Genomic DNA, 21,888 nt, shown 5'->3' with positions numbered 1-21,888 from the left:
GAAATAAAACGCAAAACAAAAAACCGGGCGCGCCACCCAGCGCGCCCGGCCCAAACTCCCGCGCTCAACGCGCAGTCAGTTGCGCATAGACATCGTGCGAAAGTTGCAGCAGCACCTTTCTATCGATACCGCCCGAGAGCGCGTACCCAAAATCGCCATCGATCCAGTAGAACACGCTCACGGGCCCATCCTCATAGAGCTTGAACGCCGTGGTATTGCTGCTGACCTTGCGACGCGAAATACACAGCGTCACGCGTTCGCCCTGCGCGTTGTGATACATGAACTGCGCGACATCGCCTTGCGGCCCGGGCAACAAACGCCCGCCCACCAGTTCAAAACCACTCTTCGCAAGCATCGGCGGATGCACATCGGTGCCCAGCCGGTTCGCGAGCCACTGCACGAAATCCTGCTCCTGGAGCGCGCCCATCGTATCCGGGCGCTCGACCTGCGGCATATAAACCACGTGCGCCAGCGCGGCTTCGTGCACGAAGTTCATCGTCTGATCGGCGCTGACCGTATGTAGAGCGCCGCGCGGCGACGGCGCATCGCTCATCAGATCCGCGCCGTAATGCGTGCCCCAGCCAATGCCGACACCCAGCAGCAGCGTCGCCGCGAGGCCCGCGAACTTCGGCCAGTTGGCCGCCGCGCGCGCCGGGTTCCCCACCGGCTCATGCGCTTTCGCAGCATCATCGCCAGACACAGTTGCCGATGCCGAAATAGCTGCACGCAATTGCGCAGGCACCGGCTCGCTCAACACACGATCGAAACGCTCATGCAGCAGGCCGTTCAGCGAGAAAAAATCGCTCGTGCGCGCCGCGAGTTCGGGATTGCGTTCGAGTTCGCGCTCGACGTCGGCGCGGCGCGCTTCGGAAAGCGTGCCGTCCACATAGGCGTGGATTTCGTCTTCGGTTACGGGATGTTGTTGCTCGCTCATCGCACCACCTTCAGGTTCGCACGCGGGACGTTTCCGGCCATGAGCGCGCGCAGGCGCTCACGTCCTCTCGACAGCCTCGACATCACCGTGCCGATCGGCACGTCGAGCGCCAGCGCCACGTCGGCGTAACTCATTTCTTCCAGCCCCACCAGCAGCACGACTTCGCGCTGTTCGACCGGCAGGCGCTGCAACGCGTAGTCCAGATCGCGCACTTCGAGCGTGCCGGTCTGGGTCGCGGGCACCGCGTAGTCGGTTTCGGGCACGCTCTCGTCGTCGACGGAAACGTGCGTGCCGCGCGACGCCGATTTGCGCACCTGGTTCACAAACAGGTTGTGCATGATCGTGAACAGCCAGGCGCGCAGATCGGTGCCTGCGCGAAACAGCTCGGTGCGCGCGAGCGCGCGTTCGAGCGTGTCCTGCACGAGATCGTCGGCCAGTTCGCGATTGTTGATCAGCGCGCGGGCGTATCGCCTCAGGCGCGGGACGTGTTCGATCAGCTCGTCACGGATGTCCATGTTCCATCCTTGTCTGCCCTTTTTTTATCGACGCATTTTGATGCTTATTGACGCTCATTGACGGGGCGGCGCATCGGCGCGCCCGGTCGTCGCTTCCATCTGCTGGGTCGCGGCATCGGCGGCGCGCATCAGTCCGTGCGTGCGCGCGTTACCTGCGAGTACCCAGCGCTCGCCGTCCCCAATCCAGCCGATCAGACGCAAATCGCCCACGCGCCGCGCGCTCCACTGCGGCGCCGCGCGCACGAACCACGCCCGCGCCGCCAGCAGGACGACGGGCTGGCCATCGGCGTTCACGTAGATCCAGCGTTGCGCACGCGCGCACGGACCCAGCTCGACCGTGCCCGACGCAATGAAGCGCAAGCCGACGCCGCTCAGATCGAACAGCGCGGGGCCTGCCGCGCGCGTGCCGGGCGCAAGCACCTCGGCGAGCGTGTCGGCGGGGCTCGCCATGGGCTGGCTGCTGCTGCCCGCTTCCATCAGCGCCATGACCGCGGCGTTGTTCAGCGTCTGCGCGTCAGGTTCGGAAACATAGAGCCAGGCGAGCGCAGCGACCGCCAGCGCAATCGCGATTGCCAGCACGACCAGCGCGCGCCGAAGCGCCGCAAAGCCCGTCGCCTCGGCAGGCGAGCAAGGTGCAGCAGGTGCAGCCAGCGCAGACCCCGCCATCGCCGCCGCGCCAAACGAGCGCTGCATCTGCGCATTGAGTCGCCGATAAAACAGGATTCGATGCCATTCGCCAGGCCGCCGCTCCAGATAACGGCGCACGCGCGCGACCTGCTCGCCGGACAGCGAGCCGTCAGTGTAGGCCTGAATATCGGCTTCAGACACCGGCCGCTCGTCGGGCGGCCCCTGCGCAACCATGATCGTCGTGAAGAAAAGATGAGGACGATGGGCTAACGCGCAGGCGCTGCGCTTATTCCGGCGCGGGCAGGAAGATTTTTTAAGGGCGCGAGCGCGCGATCAGCCGCGCACCGTCACATCGGTCGAGAACGCCACGCGGTTGCGGCCTTCGCGTTTGGCGCGATAGAGCGCCGCGTCGGCTTCCTCGATCAGCGCGGTTTCGGCCAGACCGGCGCTGGGCGTGAGCGTCGCCACACCCACGCTGATCGTGAGGTGTTCGCTGACCGCCGATCCCACATGCGGCAACTGCAGCGCCGCCACGTCGCGGCGCATTTTCTCGGCGAGCAGACGCGCGAGCGCACTGCCCGCTCCCGGCAGCACGACCGCGAATTCCTCGCCGCCAAAGCGCGCCACCAGATCGCGCGGCTGGCTCACTTCGCGGCGGATCGTGGTCGCCACCGAACGCAGCACGTTATCGCCCGCCACGTGACCGTAGGTGTCGTTATAGGGCTTGAAGTAATCGACGTCGATCATCAGCAGCGAGACCTCGGTATTCTCGCGTTGCGCGCGGCGCCATTCGGCGCCGAGGAATTCGTCCAGATAACGGCGATTCGAAAGACCCGTGAGGCCATCCGAATGCGTGAGACGCCGCAATTCCAGATTGGCCTTCAGCAGTTCCTGCTGCGAGCGGCGCAGCGCGCGATAGGCTTCGTCGCGCTGGAGCATATTTACGTAGGATCGCGAATGATATTTGACTCGTGCGATCAGCTCGATGCTGTCCGGCAGCTTGACGAGGTAATCGTTTGCGCCCGCCGCAAAAGCCGCGCTCTTGATCGCCGGTTCTTCCTTGGTCGACAGCACGATGATCGGCACGTCGCGCGTGGCGTCGTTGGCGCGATAGGCGCGCACGAGCGTCAGGCCGTCGGTGCCCGGCATCACGAGATCCTGCAGGATCACGGTCGGGCGCACCTGCTCGGCCATGCGCACGGCCTGCTCGGGGTGCGCGCAGTAATGGAAATCGATTTCGCGGGCGCCCGAGAGCGCGCGCCGCACGGCCTCCGCAACGATCGCCTGGTCGTCCACCAGCAGCACCATCATCGGCACGTCCGCGGCGCCCGGCAACGGCTGCTCGAGCGCGGTGCGCACGGCTTCCAGCGCGCCTTCGAGCGAGGCCTCGTCGGGCCCGCCTTCGGTCAACGCAGTGTCTGGCGCAGGTGAATGGTTCGGCTTCTCGGTCATGATGTCAGTCGCTTGGTGTATCCAGTATCGATGCTTGCGTCCAGCAGGGCTTACGCGCAGCGGCGTGGCGTTCGCTTCACGCCGCGCGCGGCGCACCCACGCGGCTCAGGAGTTCGGGGGCAATCGCGGGCAGCGGCAGAATCGCGCGCGCGGCACCCAGCGCCGCAGCCGCTTTCGGCATGCCGTACACGGCGCTCGTCGCCTGGTCCTGGGCGATCGTGTAGCAGCCCTTGGCGCGCATGGCTTTCAGGCCGATCGCGCCATCGCGACCCATGCCCGTGAGCAGCACGCCGATCGCTTCGCCCTGCCAGTTCTCGACCACGCTATGAAAAAACGTGTCGACGGACGGGCGATAAGGCGTCTCGGCAGGCTCGCGAGTGTAAGCCAGCTTGCCGTTCGATGTCATGCGCAGGTGATCGTTGGTCGCCGCCAGCAGTGCCTCGCCGGGCGCGGGCCGCTCGCCTTCGCAGGCGATGCGCACTTTCAGCGCGGTCTGTCCGTCGAGCCAGTCGGCCATGCCCACGGCAAACGACTGATCGACGTGCTGGACGATCACGATACTCGCATTCAGATTGGCGGGCAGCGCGCCTAGCACGGTGGCCAGCGCCGTAGGACCGCCCGCCGACGAGCCGATCGCCACCAGCGGCGTGAGCGTGCCCGGTCCCGATGCAAACGACGCCGGGGCGCGCGCCGCTTCGGTCATGTGGTTGACGCGGCCGATCTGGTCGATCTTGGCAAGCAGCAGGTCCATGGTGCTGCGCGCTTCGGGGCCCGCGAGCGTCGGGGTATCGACAGCGTCGAGCGCGCCCGCGCCCATCGCCTCGTACACGCGCCACGCGTTCGCGCCCACGCTGCTCGTGACGATCAGGATCGGGCACGGCGAGCGCGCCATGATGCGCCGCGTGGCTTCGACGCCGTCGATCTTCGGCATCACGAGATCCATGAGGATCACGTCGGGCTGCTGGGCCGCGCAGAAGTCGACGGCCTGCTCGCCGTCCGCCGCCACCCAGATCACGCGATGCCCGGGCCGCGCCGCAATGGCGTGGCGCAGCGCCTCGACAGCGAGCGGCATGTCGTTCGCGATACCGATGTTCATCAGGTCGCCTCTCCGATCAGGTCTTGTACTGCGTCGAGCAGCGCTTCGTCGTGGAAGCTGCCCTTGGTCAGATAGTAATCGGCGCCAGCGTCGAGGCCGCGCCGCCGGTCGTCTTCGCGATCCTTGTACGAGACGATCATCACAGGCACATTGCGTTGATGCGGGTCGCTGCGAATCATCGTAACGAGTTCGATGCCATCCATACGCGGCATGTCCACATCGGTGATAACGAGATCGAACTGGCCGTTGCGCAGCGTATTCCAGCCGTCCATGCCGTCCACCGCAACCGTCACGGCGTAGCCGCGTTTTTCGAGCAGCTTGCGCTCCAGCTCACGCACGGTCAAGGAATCCTCGACGACGAGAATGCGCTTGCGTTCGCGCGCCACCGTGCTCGCGCCGCACGCCACGCCCGCGAGTTGCCCTTCTCGCACGAGCCGCGCCACCGAGGCGACGATATCCTCGACATCGACGATCAGCGTGACCGTGCCGTCTTCGAGCAGCGCAGCCGCCGCCACGTTGCGCACCTTGCCCAGACGCGCATCGAGCGGCTGCACCGCGAGCGTGTGTTCGCCCGCGAAACCATCGACGGCGATGCCGTACAGCGCGGCTTCGTGGCCCGTGCCGTCGCTGACGAGCAGAACGCTCACGTCGTCGGCGGCGCTCGCCGCGCCGTTCGCGCCCAGCAGTTGACGCGCGGTGACGAGACCGATCGGCCGCCCTTCGTGCACGATATGCTGCTGGCCTTCGAGCATTTCGATGCTATCGCGCGGCACGCGCAGCGCGCGCCGCACATGGGCGAGCGGAAACGCGTAGGCCTCGCCCGCGACATCGACGATCAGGCTGCGCACGACCGACAGCGTCAGCGGCAATTGCAGCACGAAACGCGTGCCGCGCCCCGCCGCGCTTTCGATGCGCACCGTGCCGCGCACCGCCTTGGCGAAATTCTGCACGGCGTCCAGACCCACGCCGCGGCCGGACACATCGGTCACGCGCTCGCGCATCGAAAAACCCGGCAGCAGCAGGAAGTCGAGCAGTTCCGGCTCGGACATCGCTTCGACCGCATCGGCCAGCGCGAGACCGCGCGCCACGATCGCGCGCTTGAGCGCGCCCAGATCGACGCCCGCGCCATCGTCGCCCACGGCGATCAGCAGTTTGCCCGCGCTGTGACGCGCTTCGAGCGTGAGCGTCGCTTCCTCGGGCTTGCCGAGCAGGCGGCGCGTATCCGGGTCTTCGATGCCGTGATCGAGCGCATTGCGCAGCAAATGGCCGAGCGGCGCGTCGAGCATTTCGAGGATGTCGCGATCGACCTGTGTGCTCTCGCCTTCGATCGCAAAACGCACGCGCTTGCCGAGCGAGCGCGCCAGATCGCGCACGATGCGCGGATAGGCGTGCGCCGTGTCGCTGAACGGCCGCATGCGGCATTCGAGCGCCGAATCGTAAAGACGTTGTGCCAGTTGCGTCCCGCGCCGGTCGATGCGGTCGAGATCGTCGAAGCGCTCCGCCAGCTGGCCACCCAGCGCGGACAGTTGCTCGCGGATCGCCGCCAGCGCGGCGCGCGCATCGGCGTCGAGCGTATCGCCGTGATGTTCGTTGAACTGGCCGAGCGCTGCGAGCACTTCGCCCTGGGCGCGGCGCACGCGCAGCAGGCCGTTGGCGAACGGCCGCATGCGGCGCGATTCCACCAGCGATTCGCCCGCGAGACCCAATAGACGATCGAGCGTGCCCGCGCGCACGCGCAGCATGCGGTCGCTGGCGCGCGATATGCGGGACGCATTCGCGCCTGCAGGCTGGGCAGCGGACGCCGATGCGCTCGCAACGTCGGCGGCTTCGCTCGCGCTTTCCGCCAGCGCGGGTTCTGCTTCGACCGGCTGCTGCACGCTTGCAAGACTCGCGGCCAGCAACGCCTCGGGATCTTGCTGCGCGATGGGCGCCGCCATTTCAGCCGTCGTCTGCCCGCCCTTCTCCAGCCGCGCAACAAAGCCATCGACGATATCGCGCGCAAGCGGCGGCGCGCTCGCATCGCCGGCCGCCATCAACAGGTCGATGCCGACCAGCAGCGTATCGATGCGTGCTGCATCGACCGTCAGCAAACCGTGCTGCGCGGCGACGAAACAATCCTCCATCGCGCTCGCCACATCCACCGCCTCGGGCAAGCCGACGATGCGCGCCGCGCCCTTGAGCGAATGCGTCGCGCGCATGCAGGCTTCGAGCGTGGCGTCGTCGCGTGGCGTCGCTTCGAGCGCGAGCAGGCCCGCCGCGAGCGTGCGCGTCTGCGTCTGCGCTTCCTCGCGGAACAGGTCGAGCAGCGAGCGGCGGCTCAGTTCGTCGTCGCTCATCCAAGGCTCCGGGTCAGCGCGCCAAACAGCGCATCGGGTTCGAGCACGCCCACCGAGCGGCCGCGCCACGCGAACACGCCGCGCACGTGGCGGCCGGCGGCGTGAGCGAGCGTGGCGGGCGCGGGCAGCAGTTCGTCGGCGTTGAAATAGGCCACGCCTTCGACATCGTCGACGGGGAACGCAGTCATCTCGCCGTCCCATTCGGTCACGAGCAGGCGCGGCGTGGCGATGCGCGCTCCCGCGTTGTTCACGCCGCTCCCCCCGCTCGCAGCGGCTTCGATATGCAGCAGTTCGGCCAGCGACGCGGCGAGCGTGAGCACGCCGCGCACATTCACGACGCCGAGCACGGCGGCGCTGCGCCGGTGCGGCAACGTGTGGATCGGACGCGATTCGCCGACATAACGCAGCGCGGATGCCGGCAGCGCGAGCCATTCTGCGCCCACGCGAAACACCAGCGAACCGGCGCGGCGCGACAGCACCGCGTTCGTCTGCGTGACGGGTTGCTGGGCGATCGGCGTGCCGGTTTCGCGTTGCGCCGGGCGATTGAGCATGCGCGCGGCGGCGCGCTCGAACACCGGGCAATTGAGGCAGCGCACATATTGTTCGAGCCGCTCGCAAGTGCCGTCGCCCAACACGCCGATGCGCTTCCAGCATTCGTCGAGCGGCGCGGCGTCGCTGGCCGTGGCGTCATGCAACAAGTCGTGGTCACGCATTCGCGCCTCCCTGGCCGCCCGGCGATGCGCGTTCGGCGCGGCGCATCAAACGGCGCGCGCCGTCGGCGTCGCCCTGCACTTCGAGCAGCGCGGCCAGATGCGTGAGCGCTTCGTAGTGTCCGGGCTGCAGATAGAGCGCCTTGCGGTAGTGGCCGAGCGCGAGCGTGGCTTCGCCCTGCGCATCGGCGATCAGGCCGAGCAGATACCAGGCTTCGGCGTCGTCGGGCGTGGCCTGCGCATGCTGCGCGACGGCGCGCGCGGCGGCGTCGAGCGAACCGGCATCGGCCAGACGGCGGGCTTCGGCGAGCGTCGGGATGTTTTGGGTTTGGGGCGCGGCGGGTGTTGCGATTCTGGCGGCGAACACCGGCGTCACAACCGGCTTCGCTGCAAACGGATCGGCGGCTTTCACAGCGGGCACGCCGGCAGCGCGCGCGGGCGGCGCGCTGTGCAACGGCCGCAACGCGGCGTGCGGTGTCTGGAAAGACTGCGAAGCTTTCGACACGTGCGTCACGCGTGGCGCTTGCTCGCGGCTCGCCTGCCACGCGGGCGGCGCAGCGGAATACGCGCCCTCGCCGCCGGTCCAGCGAAAGCCGAACGCCAGCGGTATCTGCGCCGACGCAAATTCATGGCGCATCATCAAGCCGGTCTCGGCGGGTCCGACGAAAATCATCCCGCCTTCGGCCAGGCGCGCGCGCAGCAGGCCGATCGCACGGTCCTGAGCCTGGCGGTCGAAATAGATCAGCACGTTGCGGCAAAAAATAAAGTCGTAGCGCACGGGATGCGCGGCGAGCCAGTCGAACAGGTTCGCGCGCTCGAAATGCACGGCGCGGCGTACGGTATCGGCGAGCTGCCAGCCGTGCGCCGTGGCGTGGAAAAAACGCTCGCGAAACGCCAGCGCATCGCCGCGAAACGCATTGCGGCCATAGACGCCGCGCTGCGCAGCCTCGATCGAAGCCGAGCTGATGTCGATGGCGTCGATACCGAATTGCTCGTGCGCGAGTCCCGCGTCGATCAGCGCCATCGCCGCCGAGTACGGCTCCTCGCCGGTCGAGCACGGCACGCTCAACACCCGCAGCACATCGCCCGGATGCGAGCCGAGCCGTTGCGCGCCGCCGCGCGCGAGCGCCGCAAAGGCCTCGCGTTCGCGGAAAAACCAGGTTTCGGGCACGACCAGCGCGTCGATCAGCGCCTGGCGTTCGGCGGCGGTGGTCGTCAGCAAGGTCCAGTAGGCTTCGCGGGCTGCCTCGGGCAAGACCGCGCCCGTCGCCAGATCCGGCGCAACGGTCGCGGCCGCGCGCGCGGACACGGCACGCGCGAGCGCCTGGGCGCCGAGCGATTCGGCTTCGATGCCGGTTTCTCCCAGCAGCCAGGCCGCAAAGCGCGCGTCGTTCATGGCGTACGCTCCGCCGGCATGCCGTCACGCTGCCACGTGGGCGGATCGGGAAATAGCAAGGCGCGCACGCGCGCATCGAGCAACTGGTCGACTTTTACCCATTGCACGAAACCGTGCGCGTCGCGCGCGACCGGGCCGAGCCAGCGCGCCTCGGGCGTGGCGATGCCGCCTTCGGCGAAGTCGCCTGGCGCGAAGCTCTGCGTGCGCGTGGCGCATTCGAGCAGCAGCGCGAGACAGCGCGGCTTCAACGTGTGCGCGTCAATACCGTCGTTCACCAGCACGAGCCGCGTGGACATCAGCGCATGCGCGGGACGGCCGAGCGCCAGTTGCGCCATATCGACGACCGGCGCCGGCGCGCCTTCGTGATCGATCACGCCCGCGATAAACGGCGGCGTGCCCGCGAACGCGCGCACTGGCTGCAAGGGCAGCACGCGCACGATCTCGCGCGCATCGAGCGCGTAACGTTCGCCGTCCAGCTCGAAGACGAGAAAAAGCATCGGCGCTCCGTTCAGAAAAAGGCCGGAGCCAGCACGCGCATCACGCCTCGATCCTGAAGCGCGACACGCCGGTGCGCAGTTCGTTGGCCACGAGCGTCAGATTGTCGATGGCCTGCGACGACTGGCGCAACGATTCGGCCGTCTGCTGCGCCGCTTCGGACAGCTGCGTGAGCGCCTGGGTGATCTGCTCGGCACTGGTGGCCTGGGCCTGCATGCCGTCGTTGACCACCTGGAAGCGCGGCGCGAGCGTCTGCACCGCGCCGATGATCTGCGAAAGCTGCGCGCCCACTGCCTGGACGTCGTGCATGCCGCGACGCACTTCCTCGGCGAACTTGTCCATACCCATCACGCCCGCCGATACCGCCGACTGGATTTCCTTGACGGTCTGTTCGATGTCGTAGGTCGCCACGGCGGTTTGATCGGCGAGACGGCGGATCTCGGTCGCCACCACCGCGAAGCCGCGGCCATATTCGCCAGCCTTTTCCGCTTCGATGGCCGCGTTCAGCGACAGCAGATTGGTCTGATCGGCCACCTTGGTGATGGTCGCCACCACCTGATTGATGCTGACGGCTTTTTCGTTGAGGATCGCCAGCTTGGCGTTCACCGAACCAGCCGCTTCCATCACGCTGCGCATGGTGTCTTCCATGTGCGTGAGGCCGCTCTGGCTGGTCGTGGCCAGTCCCGCCGACTGTTCGGCCACGGTCGCCACTTCGCCCATGGTGCGCACAAGGTCGCGCGCGGTCGCGAAAATCTCGCGCGAAGTCGCGCCGATTTCGGTCGTGGTGGCCGCCGTTTCGCTGGCCGTGGCCTGCTGTTCCTTCGATGTGGCGGCCACTTCGGCCACCGAGGTCGTCACCTGCAGCGACGACTTCTGCGCCTGGGCGACGAGGCTCGCGAGTTCGTCGCTCATGCGGTTGAAACCGTCCTCGAGCACGCCGAATTCGTCGCGGCGGCCCAGATCGAGGCGTTGCGCGAGATTGCCCATGCGCATGGCGTCGTGCACTTCGACGAGGCGCGCCATCGGCCGCGTGATCGCACGATGCAGCATGTAACCGGTCACCAGCGCGGACAGCAGCACGAAACCAAGCGCCGTCGCCAGCGTGATTTCCGTGCCCGTCACCGAATCGCGGATGGCCTGCGCGGAGAGATCGGCCTGCTTGCGGTTTTCTTCGACGAGCGTGTTCGCGGCCGTGATGACCTCGCGCCACGTGGCGTCGAGTTGTACGAATTGCGTCTGCGCCGCGCTGCGCTGGGCCGGCAGGTTGCGCACCACGCCCATCAGCAGCGGCAGATAGCGCGCGTAAGCGTCGCGAAAGCGTTGATAGCGCGCGCGGTCGACGTCTCGATACACCGAGGCTTCGTAATGCGTGGCGTTCTGCTCGACCTGGGCCACCGAAGCCGGCAATTGCCCAAGCACGCGCGCGATGCCCGCTGCATCGGGTTCGACGAAGGCGGCGCGCTCGACCAGGGTGTAGGTCTGATTCGCGGCGGCGCGCATCGAAGTGGCGTAGAACAGGCCCGGCACGGAATCGTGCGTGAGGCTCAGGGCTTCGTCGTCGATGGCGCGCAGGCGCTCCCAGGAAATCGCGGCGGTCGCCAGCATCAGCACAAACAGCAGGCCGAAGCTAAGAACGATGCGCGTACCGAGTGTGTAGCGACCCTGGGTCTGACGTGGCAGTCCGGCGGTACCGGAACGGGGCATGGCAGTGCTCATTACGCGTGGGCTTATCCGGTTGGCGTGAGCCGGCGCCGGGCGCGCACGACGTCGTCAGACCGGAAACCACCGGTAGCAATGACGCGAGCGGGCGCACGGCACGGGCAAGGCCCGCGCATGCGGGCTTCCGGGCCGTAGTGTAATGCGTTTGCGCACTTTTATGGGATGAGGGAAGTCGGGGATGTGCTAGACGCGCCGCGTGCCGATAACCGGGCGGCGGCGCCTTCCCTGCCGGAAATGGCTCAGGCCGACTTGCGCACGAAGCGCGTGACCGCGTCCACCACCATCTCGCGATGCCGCGCGCGCAGACGCGGATGCGACGGATCACGCCCGAACGCCGCGCCGAAGGTATGGCGGTTGCCCACGCGATGAAAGCACATCGAGCTGATCAACAGATGCAGGTCGATCGGGTCGATGTCGTCGCGGAACAAGCCGGCGCTCACGCCGCGCGCGAGCAGATCCTCGATCGTGCGGATCGCGCTGGCATTGCGGGTGCGGAAGGTCTTGAGGCGCTCGATATACTTCGCGCCGTGGATGTTCTCGATCGTCACGAGGCGCACGAAATCGCGATGGCGGTCGTGGTAATCGAAAGTGAATTCGACCAGACGCTTGAGGCCTTCGTCGGGATTGAGTTCGTCGATATGCAGGTCCTGCTCCAGCGCCCGGATGTCTCCATAAACCTTGTCGAGCACCGCTTCGTACAGCCCTTCCTTGCTGCCGAAGTAGTAATAGAGCATGCGCTTGGTGGTGTTGGTGCGCTCGGCGATGGCGTCGACACGCGCACCAGCTAGGCCCATCGCCGAAAATTCGGCGGTTGCCACTTCGAGAATATTCCGTTTGGTCTGCTCGGGATCGTACTTGCGCCGGCTTTCGGATTGAGCGTCGTTACGTTCGGCCGCAGCCGCCGGTCTTGCCATAATTATTCTGTGGACCGCGAGTAAGGAAGGGATTCAACCGATTCTAGCATGGCCCCCTGCCGGGCTTTGCCGGGCCGCTTTGCGGGGTGGCCTGGCCGGTCTGCGGGCCCGGGAAACGAAAAACCGGCGGCGCGCGAACGCAGCCCGCCGGTCCAGACCGCTAGCTCAAAGCTCGATACGCTTGATGTCGCCCACCACGAAGATGTACGACGCCGCGCCCAGCAGCGCGATGGTGCCGATGAACGCCAGCGCCCACACGAACGAGCCCGTCGCTGCCACGATCATGCCAACGACCAGCGGCGTGATGATGCCGGCCAGATTGGCGGCCAGGTTGAAAATGCCGCCCGTGAGGCCCAGCATGCCGGCCGGCGCGATGTCCGACACCAGCGTCCAGCCCAGCGCGGCCATGCCCTGGGCGAAGAACGCCACCGAGAGAATCGCGATCACGGCCACATTGCTTTCGACGAAGTTGGCCGTCACGATGCTCGACGCCAGCAGCAGACCGGCGATGATCGGCAGCTTGCGCGCCACGTTGGCCGAGATGCCACGGCGCAGCATCCAGTCCGAGAACGTGCCGCCGAACATCACGCCCACCGAAGCGGCGATGAACGGCATGATCGCGAAGAAGCCGATCTTCAGCCAGCCCATGTGGCGCTCGGTGGCGAGATAGGTCGGGAACCAGGTCAGGAAGAACACCAGCGTCGAGTTGCCGGCAAACTGGCCTAGGCAGATGCCCGCGAGCTGGCGCTTGCGCAGCAGCTTGCCGGCCATGCGCCAGTCAAAGCCGCCCCTGGCCGGCTTGCCTTCCTGCTGGGCCGCGTCGGCCTTGCGTTCGTGCTTCGCCAGGCCGCCGCCTGCCTCGATATAGTCGAGTTCCGCGCGGTTCGCCGCCGGGTGCTCGTGCGGTTCGCGATAGAACGCCCACCAGACGAAGCCGAACGCGATCCCCACGGCGCCCACCACGTAGAACAGCGAGCGCCAGCCGTAAGCGCCCATCAGCGCGAACAGGAACGGGCTGAAGAACGCGAGGCCGATGTACTCGCCCACCGTGTAGGTGCCGGTCGCGAAGGCGCGCTCCTGCTGCGGGAACCACGTTGCCACGACGCGGCTATTGGTCGGGAAGCACGGCGATTCGGCCGCGCCCAGACCCAGCCGGCAGGCGAACAGCGCGCCCACGCTGCCCACGAACCCCTGCACCAGCGTGCAGAGCGACCAGAGCGTCATCGACAGGAAATACGTGAGCTTGCTGCCGAAGCGGTCGAGAAACACGCCGCCCGGAATCTGCGCGACCACGTAGCTCCACGAGAACGCCGAGAACACGAGGCCCATCAGCGCGGCGTTGATGCCCAGTTCCTTGGTCAGCTGCGGCGCGGCGATGCCGAGCACCGTGCGGTCCAGATAGTTGATCATCGTGCCGATCGCCAGCAGCCCGAGGATGCGATAACGCGCCTTCGAGCGGCGCAGTGCGCCCTGCGCCGGTGCGGCAGCGACGCCCGGCGCGTCGCGCCCGGTGGATACGGGTGGTGCCATGTCTGTCTCCTGAACCTGAATGTGCCCGTAGAGGCGCGTAGTGGTCTTTGTTATTGGCCGGCGTCCAGCGCCAGCATTGCCTGCAAATGCGCGTACATGCGCTCTGCGTCGGGTTCCATGCCCGTGAACAGCCGGAACGCATCGACCGCCTGATACACCGCCATACCGCCGCCGCTGAGCGTGCGGCAGCCGCGCGCCTCGGCGGCTTCGAGCAGCGCCGTGCGGATCGGGAAATAAACGATGTCCGCGACCCACAGGCCGGTGTGCAGATACTCGGCCGGCAGCGGCAGACCGGGCAACTTGGCCATGCCGGTGGGCGTGCAGTGAATCAGGCCCGTGGCGCCGGCAAGCGTCGATTCGAGCGTGGCGCTCGTGCCCGCGCTCACGCGCGCCGCAGGACAGCGCGCCTGCAATTCGGCGGCCAGCGAGGCTGCACGGTCGTTATCGACATCGAACAGCGTGAGCGCGCGTGCGCCCATCTGCAGCGCTGCGTGCGCGACCGCCGCACCCGCGCCACCCGCGCCCAGTTGCACGACCGCTTCGAGCGAGACATCGGGCAGGCCGCGCTTGAACGCGGTGGCGAAACCCGACCAGTCGGTGTTATGGCCGATGCGCTTGCCGTCACGGAACAGCACGGTGTTGACGGCGCCCAGCGCGCGCGCATCGTCGGAGAGTTCGTCGAGCAGCGGAATCACCGCCTGCTTGCACGGATACGTAATATTCAGGCCGTCAAAACCCATGCGCTGCGCCGACTGCAGCAGCTCCGGCAGATCGTCGATCGAAAGGCCGAGTGGATCGAGGTCGATGCGGCGATAGACCGTGTTATAGCCAAGCTCGCGCCCTTCCTTCTCGTGCATCGCGGGCGTGAGCGAACCGGCAATCCCTTTGCCGATCAGCCCGCAGAGAAACGAGCGCGGTTTGAGTGTGGAATTCGTGCTCATTACGCCCCCTTCTTCGCCGATTGCTGCGCCAGCAGCGTGGCCATGCGTTCGAGCGCCAGCACATAACCCTGGGTGCCGCAGCCGACGATGATGCCCGACGCCACCGCCGAAACATACGAGTGGTGACGGAATGCCTCGCGTTGGTGCACGTTCGAAATATGGACTTCGATCACCGGCTTGTCGACGGCGGAAAGCGCATCGGCGATCGCCACCGAGGTATGCGTGTAAGCAGCAGGATTGATGACGATGCCGTCCACCTGCGTGCGCGTTTCGTGCAGCCAGTCGATCAACTGATGCTCGGCGTTTGACTGACGAAAGTCGATCGCGAGATTCAGCCGCTCGCCGGCTTCGCGGCAGCGCTGCGCCACGTCGTCCAGCGTTTCAGCCCCATAAAACGCGGGTTCCCGCGTTCCCAACAGATTCAGATTGGGTCCATTGAGGACCAGCACCGACGGCAATTGCATTACACGCTCCACTACGACGTCTCGACAGGCGTGGTCTATGCGCATATTCGAACCGCATGAATCCATGTGGCCAATGCGCACATCCAACGCATGGCCGCCAGTTTGCCGCGCGACCCTGCCCCAGTCACCTGGGGTTTCCCAGAATTTGTACTAACTGGTTAGTTTTATTATCCTTGCGATACTCCTGCGGCTCGGACCGTCCTCGATAGGACAGCCGATCCGCGCCGCAGGTCCTATGCTTAACGTTATTGCCGCAGCCGCACCACGCCATGTCCAAGACGCCCCAAGCCCCAGCCATCGCCCCTCTCTGCCGTTCGATCGCGACCGTATCGATCAGCGGCACGCTCGCGGAAAAGCTCGCCGCGATCAGCGCCGCCGGCTTCACGGGCGTCGAGATCTTCGAAAACGACCTGCTCTATTTTGAAGGCTCGCCCGCCGACGTGCGCCGTATGGCCGCCGATCACGGCCTCGCCATCGTGCTTTATCAGCCGTTCCGCGATTTCGAGGGCGTGAGCGCCGAGCGCCTCGCCCGCAACATAGAACGCGTCAAGCGCAAGTTCGACGTCATGCACGAACTGGGCGCCGACCGTCTGCTGGTGTGCAGCAATGTCTCGCCCGACTCGATCGGCGACGACGCGCTGTCCATCGACCAGCTTGGCGCACTCGCGCGCGCCGCCGAACAGGCCGGCGTCGTGACCTGCTACGAAGCGCTGGCCTGGGGCCGCCACGTGAGCACGTATCGCCACGCGTGGAAACTGGTCGATGCGGTGAATCATCCGAACCTTACACTCGCGCTCGACAGCTTCCATACGCTGTCGCTCGACGACACGCCGGGCGCGATTGGGTCGATTCCGGGCGATCGCATCGGCTTCGTGCAGATCGCCGACGCGCCTAAAATGCAGATGGATGTGCTCGAATGGAGCCGCCATTACCGCTGCTTCCCGGGTCAGGGCGACTTCGCGCTCGCGGATTTCACGGCGCAGGTAGTTAAGAGCGGTTATCAGGGCCCGCTTTCGCTCGAAATCTTCAACGACGGCTTCCGTGGCGCGCCGCCCGCTGCGACCGCCGCCGATGGCCATCGTTCGCTGCTGCTGCTCGAAGAACTCACGCATCAGGAGCTCGCTAAAGCAGGCGATAAAGCGGGTTCGACGCTTTACACGCCGCCCGCCGCGCCCGCGCACACGCAGTGGCAATTCCTCGAATTCGCCGTCAACGATGCCGCGCGCGAACACCTCGCCGATCTGCTCGGCAAGCTGCGTTTCCGCCGCGCCGGCCAGCATCGCTCGAAGGATGTGACGCTTTATCAGCACGGCACCGCAGCCATCGTCCTGAACGCCGAGCCCGATTCGTTCGCCGATGCCTTCTTCCAGCGCCACGGTCTGTCGCTGTGCGCGTCCGCACTGCACGTGGACAATGCGGGCCACGCGCTCGAACGCGCGGCCGGATTCGGCTATCAGCCGTTCTCAGGCAGCGTCGGGCCGAACGAGCGCGTCGTGCCCGCCGTTCAGGCGCCGGACGGCAGTCTTAACTACTTCGTTAACGAAGAGCCCGGCAAGCCGACACTGTTCGAAGCCGATTTCGTGCTCACCGATGTGGACGGTCCTACCGAAGTCGGCCCGATCACCGGCATCGATCACGTGAGCCTTTCGCTGCCCGCCGGTTCGTTCGATTCGTGGGTGCTGTTTCTGAAATCGGTGTTCGGTCTGCAGGCCACCGCCGCCGTGCTCGTGCCCGATCCTTATGGTCTGGTGCGCAGCCGCGCCCTTTTCAGCGCCGATCGCGGCCTGCGTGTGGTGCTCAACGCTTCGGTCGATCAGCACACCGCTGCGGCAGAAACGGTGCGCGCGTATCACGGCACGGGCCTCAATCACGTGGCGTTCAGCACCGGCGATATCTTCCGTGCGGTCACGGAATTCGAAGCCGCCGGCGTGCCGCTGCTGCGCGTGCCCGCGAATTATTACGACGATCTGGACGCGCGTTTCGCGCTGCCCGCCGATTTTCTCGATGCTCTGCGCGAGCACAACCTGCTCTACGACCGCGACGAAAACGGCGGCGAATTCCTGCACGCCTACACCGAAACGCTCGACCAGCGCTTCTTTGTCGAACTGGTCGAACGACGCGGCGGATACGACGGCTACGGCGCGCCTAACGCCGCCGTGCGTCTGGCCGCGCAGGCGCGCCAGCGTGCCCGTGCGGCACGCGAACAGGCTGAATAAGTCAAATCAGAAAGCCTTAAAAAGACACGTTCAATACGAGCCTTCACAAAGAAGGCCATACCGAACCCAAAGAGCCTGAGACCCTTGCGCCGTTCACGCGGCGCACCCCGCGCAAATTTTGCGCGGTTCGATTTAAAAAAATAAGCAATCCTGCCTTTTATTGGAGACGCACAACGATGAAGAAGACTGCCTTCGGCCCCGGTATTTTCCTGACGGCGGGCGCCGCGCTGATCGCCAATCCCGCCTTCGCCCAGAGCAGCGTCACGCTGTATGGCGCTGTCGACGACGCCATCACCTACGTCAACAACCAGAACGGTCACTCGAACGTCTACCTGCGCCAGGGTAACGTTTATGCCTCGAAATTCGGCCTACTCGGCAAGGAAGATCTCGGCGGCGGCACCTATGCGATCTTCGATCTGCAGAACGGTTTCGATCCGAACACCGGCGCGCTGCAGTCGAGCGGCCTGCTCTTCAACCGTCAGGCTTATGTCGGCCTGAAGAACAACAATGCGGGCACCTTCACGCTCGGCCGCCAGTACACGCCGTATTACCAGTTCGTCGGCCCGCTCACGGGCAGCAACTGGCTGACCGGCGCGACGGGCGCGCACCCTGGCGATATCGACGGGCTCGATACCACCGTGCGTATCAACAACTCGGCGATCTATACGTCGCCGGTGTGGTACGGCCTGCAGGCCAGCGCCATGTACGCGTTCGGCGGCATCGCTGGCAGCACCGGCAAGGGGCAGACGTGGAGCGCGGCGCTGCGCTACAACAACGGCCCGATCGCACTCGCGGCCGCTTATCTGCGCATGGATAATGCGGCGCTGACGAGCGGCTTCGACACCTCGTCGACCGCGAGCTTCGGCAAATCGTCGCTGAATACGGGCTATGTTTCGGCGCGTGCGGTGCAGCACATCGCCGTGGCAGGTAACTACACGATCGGCAATCTGATGCTGGGCGCGTCGTATTCGAACGTCGAATATCTCGCGGGCGGCAAGTCGCTGTTCGCCGATACGGCCGTGTTCAACACGTGGGCGGCGCTCGCCACGTACCGCTTCACGCCGTCGTTCGACGTGGGCGGCGGCTTCGCTTACACGATGGCGTCGAAGGCTAACGGCATCACCAGCGCGGCGCGCTACGAGCAGGTTTCGTTGAAGGAAACCTATCACCTCTCCAAGCGCACCTCGCTCTATGCGCTGCAGGGCTATCAGCACGCGAGCGGTCAGACGCTGGGCGCGAATGGCGGCGGCGACATCGTCAACGCCACGCCTTCGGTGGGCGACTCGCAGAACAGCACGCCGTCGAGCACGCATTCGCAGTTTGTCGGCATGGCGGGCATTGCGCTGCTGTTCTGATGCCGGTGTGATGCAGGACTGATGCACTTCGAATAGCCCGAAGTGAATCAACACACCACGCGTCAATACGACGCAAAAGCCGCGGCGGCCGCTTCTGGCGGGCGCCGCGGCGCAGCACGCCATGGCAGCGCGTGCGTCCTGGCGCAGCCGCGCCGCGCGTTGTGCGACACTGTCGCGTCTCGAAAGGACACGCTCGAATGGCAGCGTGTCTGACGCGCCCCGCCTTCTTTCACGCACGCGGCCACGAGGTTTGCAAATGAGTTTGCAGACCACATCGCCAGCGTCACGTTTTCCCGGCACAGCGCGCGAGGCTCACGAGCCCAACTCATAGCGCACTCACATGCCGGACCTTCCCCTTTCCCCCTTAAGCGCGGTGCACCCTCGCCGACGCGGCCTCGCCGTCACGCTGTTTTTTCTGATCATCGCGATCGGCGCGATCTATGTTATCGATCATTTGTTCCTCGATCTGCGCGAGGTGCAGGAAAGCTCGGCGTTGCCCTTTGTGTTGCTGGGCGTGGCGCTCATCATCGCGCTGGGCTTTGAATTCGTGAATGGCTTTCACGACACTGCCAATGCCGTCGCCACCGTCATCTATACGAACTCACTCGAACCCCATATCGCCGTAGTCTGGTCGGGAGCGTGGAATTTCCTCGGCGTGCTGGTGTCGAGCGGTGCGGTTGCCTTCGGCATCCTGCAACTGCTGCCCGTCGAACTGATTCTGCAGGTGGGCAGCAGCGCGGGCTTCGCGATGGTGTTTGCGCTGCTGATTGCCGCGATCATCTGGAATCTGGGCACCTGGTATTTCGGCTTGCCTTCTTCGAGTTCGCATACGCTGGTGGGCTCGATTATTGGCGTGGGCATCATGAATCAGTGGATCAGCGGGCCTTCCGGCACTTCGGGCGTCGATTGGGCGCAAGCGGCCGGCGTGGGCAAGGCGCTGCTGTTCTCGCCGATCATCGGTTTTCTGCTTTCCGCGCTCGTGCTGGTCGCACTGAAATTCATGGTGCGCAAACCCAGTCTCTATCGTCAGCCGGAGCCGAACAAACCGCCGCCGTTCTGGATTCGCCTGCTGCTGATCGGCACCTGCACGGGCGTGTCGTTCGCGCACGGCTCCAATGACGGCCAGAAAGGCATGGGCCTGATCATGCTGATCCTGATCGGCGTGGTGCCGACAGCCTACGCGCTCAACAAGGCCGTCACGCCGGGCGAAACCGAAGTCTTCGTCGCCGTCGCGCGCGCCGCGTCCATTACGCTCGTGCACTACGCGCCCGAAGCGCCGCCCGACAATCCACGTGCCGAAGTCGAAGCCTATGTGCGTACGCACAAGTTGCAGCCGGCCACGCTGCCCGCGCTGCGCGCCTTGACCGATACGATCGCCGATCAGGTCAGTCTGTCCGGCTCGATGGCACAAGTGCCGCAAGTGATCGTCGATAACGTGCGCAACAATATGTACGTCGCCTCCGAAGCGATCCGGCTGATGGAAAAAGCGAAAAACCCCGCGTTTTCCAGCGCGGATGCCGCAACGCTCGACGGCCTGCGCAAACAGATGGACCACGCAACCAAATTCATTCCCACGTGGGTGAAAGTGGCTGTGGCGATTGCACTGGGATTAGGAACGATGGTGGGATGGAAACGCATCGTCGTCACGGTGGGCGAGAAAATCGGCAAACAGCATTTGACCTATGGTCAGGGCGCATCCGCCGAAGCCGTCGCCATGCTCACCATCGGCATGGCCGATATCTACGGCTTGCCCGTTTCCACGACGCACGTGCTGGCGTCGGGCGTGGCGGGCACCATGGCTGCGAACGGCTCCGGGCTGCAATGGTCGACCGTGCGCAATCTCGCGCTGGCCTGGGTGCTGACGTTGCCCGCTTCGATTGCGCTCTCTGCCGCGTTGTACTGGGCATTTCGTCAGGTGTTCTGAACAATCGATATCGCGGCGTTTATATGCGCCCGGCGATATCGGCTTCAACACGCCAGCGCAGATCGCGCACGACCTGCGCGGCAGGCACGAGCCACCAGGTCGGCGCCTGAACGCCGAAATCCCACGCAATACGCGTTGCGCCCGCTCCAGCGGCCTGCGCACGGCAACGGAACCGCACGGCCTGATTCGCTTCGCCTTCGCCGTGCGGTCGGGTCGAGTAGCGCAACACCGCATCGATTTCGAAACCCGAATCGCCGGTAGAAAGCGCGCCGGTCTCGATCTGCCACGCCGCGCCATGACGGCTCGTACCGCGCAATGACGTCGTCACGCGCAGCCAGGTTTCCTGCACAGGCAGCGGCACGCCATGCACGCGGCCCGCTCTATCCGCGCGATGCAAGGTGCGCTGCGCCCAAGCGAAACCGCCCGCCAGCACCGCGCCAGTGCTAATCAACAGCGTTTGCAGAAACACCGCCAGCCAGCGCCACGAACCCGTCATATCGAATACGCTAAAGACGATCCGGTGCGCCGCCACGAACAGCACGATCAATACGAATACCGCGCCGCTGAGCGTCATCAGCCAGCCGCGCGAAGGGTCGTCAAAACGCGAGAAAAAGAAATGGCGGATGGGATGCGATTTCGTGGGCGTGAAATCGCTTTCGGCTGGCGTGGCGATGCCTGCTTCATAGCCATGCGGGGCGTCGTAATCGGAAGGCGAATTCGAACTAGCGTTTGAAGCAGAAAATGCCTGCTTCTGTTCGTTCCAGTCCGCATGCGCTTCCCGCTCGCGCGAAGCGTCGTCACGCAGACGCACGATGTCGCCGATCAAACGCTCGCGCTCGTTCTGCATGCGTGCAATTTCGGCGAGGGTGCGTAGACGCTCGCGCTGAAGATTGTCGAGGTCGATGGAAAGGCGCTCGCGGCGCATCTGCAATTCGCGCACCTGTTCGAGCGCGCGCCCGCGTTGCGCGTCGCTGAGCGCATATCCGCTCGACGGCGCTTCATGATGCGCGGCCCAATAAGCCTCCAGCACTTCGCGCGCTTCCTTGATCCTCTTGAACTGCTCGTCGGCCCAATGCAGCGACGCAGCAGTCGGATGCCGCCATTTGTCGGGATGGAATATTTGCGCGAGTTGCCGATAGTTGTGTTTGATATCGGCCGCGCTGGCACCAGGCTCGAGGTCGAGCCGGTAATAAAGGCGATCGTAGTCTTCGTGTGTCCTTGGGTCGGGAGCGGACATAACCTAACTATCTAAAAGAGTTATCAC

17 protein-coding genes and 2 pseudogenes are annotated in these 21,888 nt (G+C 65.6%); 3 read left to right on the top strand and 16 right to left on the bottom strand.

The window, feature by feature from the left end; translation table 11 throughout:
- Positions 1–64 precede the first annotated feature (64 nt).
- From U5A67_RS28130 to aroQ, 15 genes and pseudogenes are all read right to left on the bottom strand, one after another.
- A complete protein-coding gene (locus U5A67_RS28130) occupies positions 65–934 on the bottom strand; it encodes an anti-sigma factor (protein ID WP_321816847.1) in 870 nt (289 codons plus the stop codon).
- Positions 931–1,449, bottom strand: a complete 519-nt coding sequence (locus tag U5A67_RS28125; RefSeq protein ID WP_321816846.1) for a sigma-70 family RNA polymerase sigma factor — start codon at positions 1,447–1,449, stop codon at positions 931–933. The genes U5A67_RS28130 and U5A67_RS28125 overlap by 4 nt, the downstream gene beginning before the upstream one ends.
- 54 nt (positions 1,450–1,503) lie before the next feature.
- Positions 1,504–2,277 (bottom strand): transcriptional regulator, encoded by a 774-nt coding sequence (locus U5A67_RS28120; protein WP_321816845.1) that lies wholly within the window; start codon positions 2,275–2,277, stop codon positions 1,504–1,506.
- A 132-nt stretch (positions 2,278–2,409) separates the two neighbouring features.
- Entirely contained in the window at positions 2,410–3,528 is a 1,119-nt protein-coding gene (locus tag U5A67_RS28115; RefSeq protein ID WP_205985671.1) for a diguanylate cyclase, read from the bottom strand.
- Between the two features lie 76 nt (positions 3,529–3,604).
- Complete coding sequence (locus U5A67_RS28110; protein WP_321816844.1) at positions 3,605–4,624, bottom strand: chemotaxis response regulator protein-glutamate methylesterase; 1,020 nt, start codon at positions 4,622–4,624, stop codon at positions 3,605–3,607.
- Positions 4,624–6,960 (bottom strand): hybrid sensor histidine kinase/response regulator, encoded by a 2,337-nt coding sequence (locus U5A67_RS28105; RefSeq protein ID WP_321816843.1) that lies wholly within the window; start codon positions 6,958–6,960, stop codon positions 4,624–4,626. The genes U5A67_RS28110 and U5A67_RS28105 overlap by 1 nt, the downstream gene beginning before the upstream one ends.
- Complete coding sequence (locus tag U5A67_RS28100) at positions 6,957–7,673, bottom strand: chemotaxis protein CheW (protein WP_321816842.1); 717 nt, start codon at positions 7,671–7,673, stop codon at positions 6,957–6,959. The genes U5A67_RS28105 and U5A67_RS28100 overlap by 4 nt, the downstream gene beginning before the upstream one ends.
- Positions 7,666–9,066 (bottom strand): CheR family methyltransferase, encoded by a 1,401-nt coding sequence (locus tag U5A67_RS28095; protein ID WP_321816841.1) that lies wholly within the window; start codon positions 9,064–9,066, stop codon positions 7,666–7,668. Before U5A67_RS28095 ends, U5A67_RS28100 begins: the two co-directional genes overlap by 8 nt.
- A complete protein-coding gene (locus U5A67_RS28090) occupies positions 9,063–9,563 on the bottom strand; it encodes a chemotaxis protein CheW (RefSeq protein WP_321816840.1) in 501 nt (166 codons plus the stop codon). The genes U5A67_RS28095 and U5A67_RS28090 overlap by 4 nt, the downstream gene beginning before the upstream one ends.
- Positions 9,564–9,603: 40 nt before the next feature.
- Positions 9,604–10,770: pseudogene (locus U5A67_RS28085) on the bottom strand (methyl-accepting chemotaxis protein); the annotation flags it as partial.
- A pseudogene (locus U5A67_RS40775) lies at positions 10,753–11,166 on the bottom strand (methyl-accepting chemotaxis protein); the annotation flags it as partial. The pseudogenes U5A67_RS40775 and U5A67_RS28085, both read right to left, overlap by 18 nt.
- A 353-nt stretch (positions 11,167–11,519) precedes the next feature.
- Positions 11,520–12,194 (bottom strand): TetR family transcriptional regulator, encoded by a 675-nt coding sequence (locus U5A67_RS28080; protein ID WP_205985678.1) that lies wholly within the window; start codon positions 12,192–12,194, stop codon positions 11,520–11,522.
- A 165-nt stretch (positions 12,195–12,359) separates the two neighbouring features.
- The gene (locus U5A67_RS28075; RefSeq protein WP_321816838.1) at positions 12,360–13,724 is read right to left on the bottom strand and encodes an MFS transporter; all 1,365 of its coding nucleotides are present in this window, start codon (positions 13,722–13,724) and stop codon (positions 12,360–12,362) included.
- A gap of 50 nt (positions 13,725–13,774) precedes the next feature.
- Complete coding sequence (locus tag U5A67_RS28070; RefSeq protein ID WP_321816837.1) at positions 13,775–14,665, bottom strand: shikimate dehydrogenase; 891 nt, start codon at positions 14,663–14,665, stop codon at positions 13,775–13,777.
- Positions 14,665–15,129 (bottom strand): type II 3-dehydroquinate dehydratase, encoded by a 465-nt coding sequence (gene aroQ / locus U5A67_RS28065; RefSeq protein ID WP_205985681.1) that lies wholly within the window; start codon positions 15,127–15,129, stop codon positions 14,665–14,667. Before aroQ ends, U5A67_RS28070 begins: the two co-directional genes overlap by 1 nt.
- Positions 15,130–15,398: 269 nt before the next feature.
- Between aroQ and U5A67_RS28060 the strand changes: the two genes are divergently transcribed.
- The 3 genes from U5A67_RS28060 to U5A67_RS28050 all read left to right on the top strand — a co-directional run bounded on the left by U5A67_RS28060 (position 15,399) and on the right by U5A67_RS28050 (position 20,624).
- Complete coding sequence (locus U5A67_RS28060) at positions 15,399–17,345, top strand: bifunctional sugar phosphate isomerase/epimerase/4-hydroxyphenylpyruvate dioxygenase family protein (protein WP_321816836.1); 1,947 nt, start codon at positions 15,399–15,401, stop codon at positions 17,343–17,345.
- 176 nt (positions 17,346–17,521) lie between these two features.
- Entirely contained in the window at positions 17,522–18,700 is a 1,179-nt protein-coding gene (locus U5A67_RS28055; RefSeq protein ID WP_205985683.1) for a porin, read from the top strand.
- Positions 18,701–19,040: 340 nt separating this feature from the next.
- Complete coding sequence (locus U5A67_RS28050; protein WP_321816835.1) at positions 19,041–20,624, top strand: inorganic phosphate transporter; 1,584 nt, start codon at positions 19,041–19,043, stop codon at positions 20,622–20,624.
- A 19-nt stretch (positions 20,625–20,643) separates the two neighbouring features.
- Here the strand turns inward: U5A67_RS28050 and U5A67_RS28045 are convergent, their stop codons facing one another.
- A complete protein-coding gene (locus U5A67_RS28045; protein ID WP_321816834.1) occupies positions 20,644–21,861 on the bottom strand; it encodes a J domain-containing protein in 1,218 nt (405 codons plus the stop codon).
- Between the last annotated feature and the right edge of the window lie 27 nt (positions 21,862–21,888).

Origin of the sequence: Paraburkholderia sp. J69-1 (assembly GCF_905220255.1) — a bacterium.
GTDB lineage: Bacteria > Pseudomonadota > Gammaproteobacteria > Burkholderiales > Burkholderiaceae > Paraburkholderia.
Note: the sequence above shows the minus strand (reverse complement) of the source record. Positions and strands in the feature narration are given on the sequence as shown.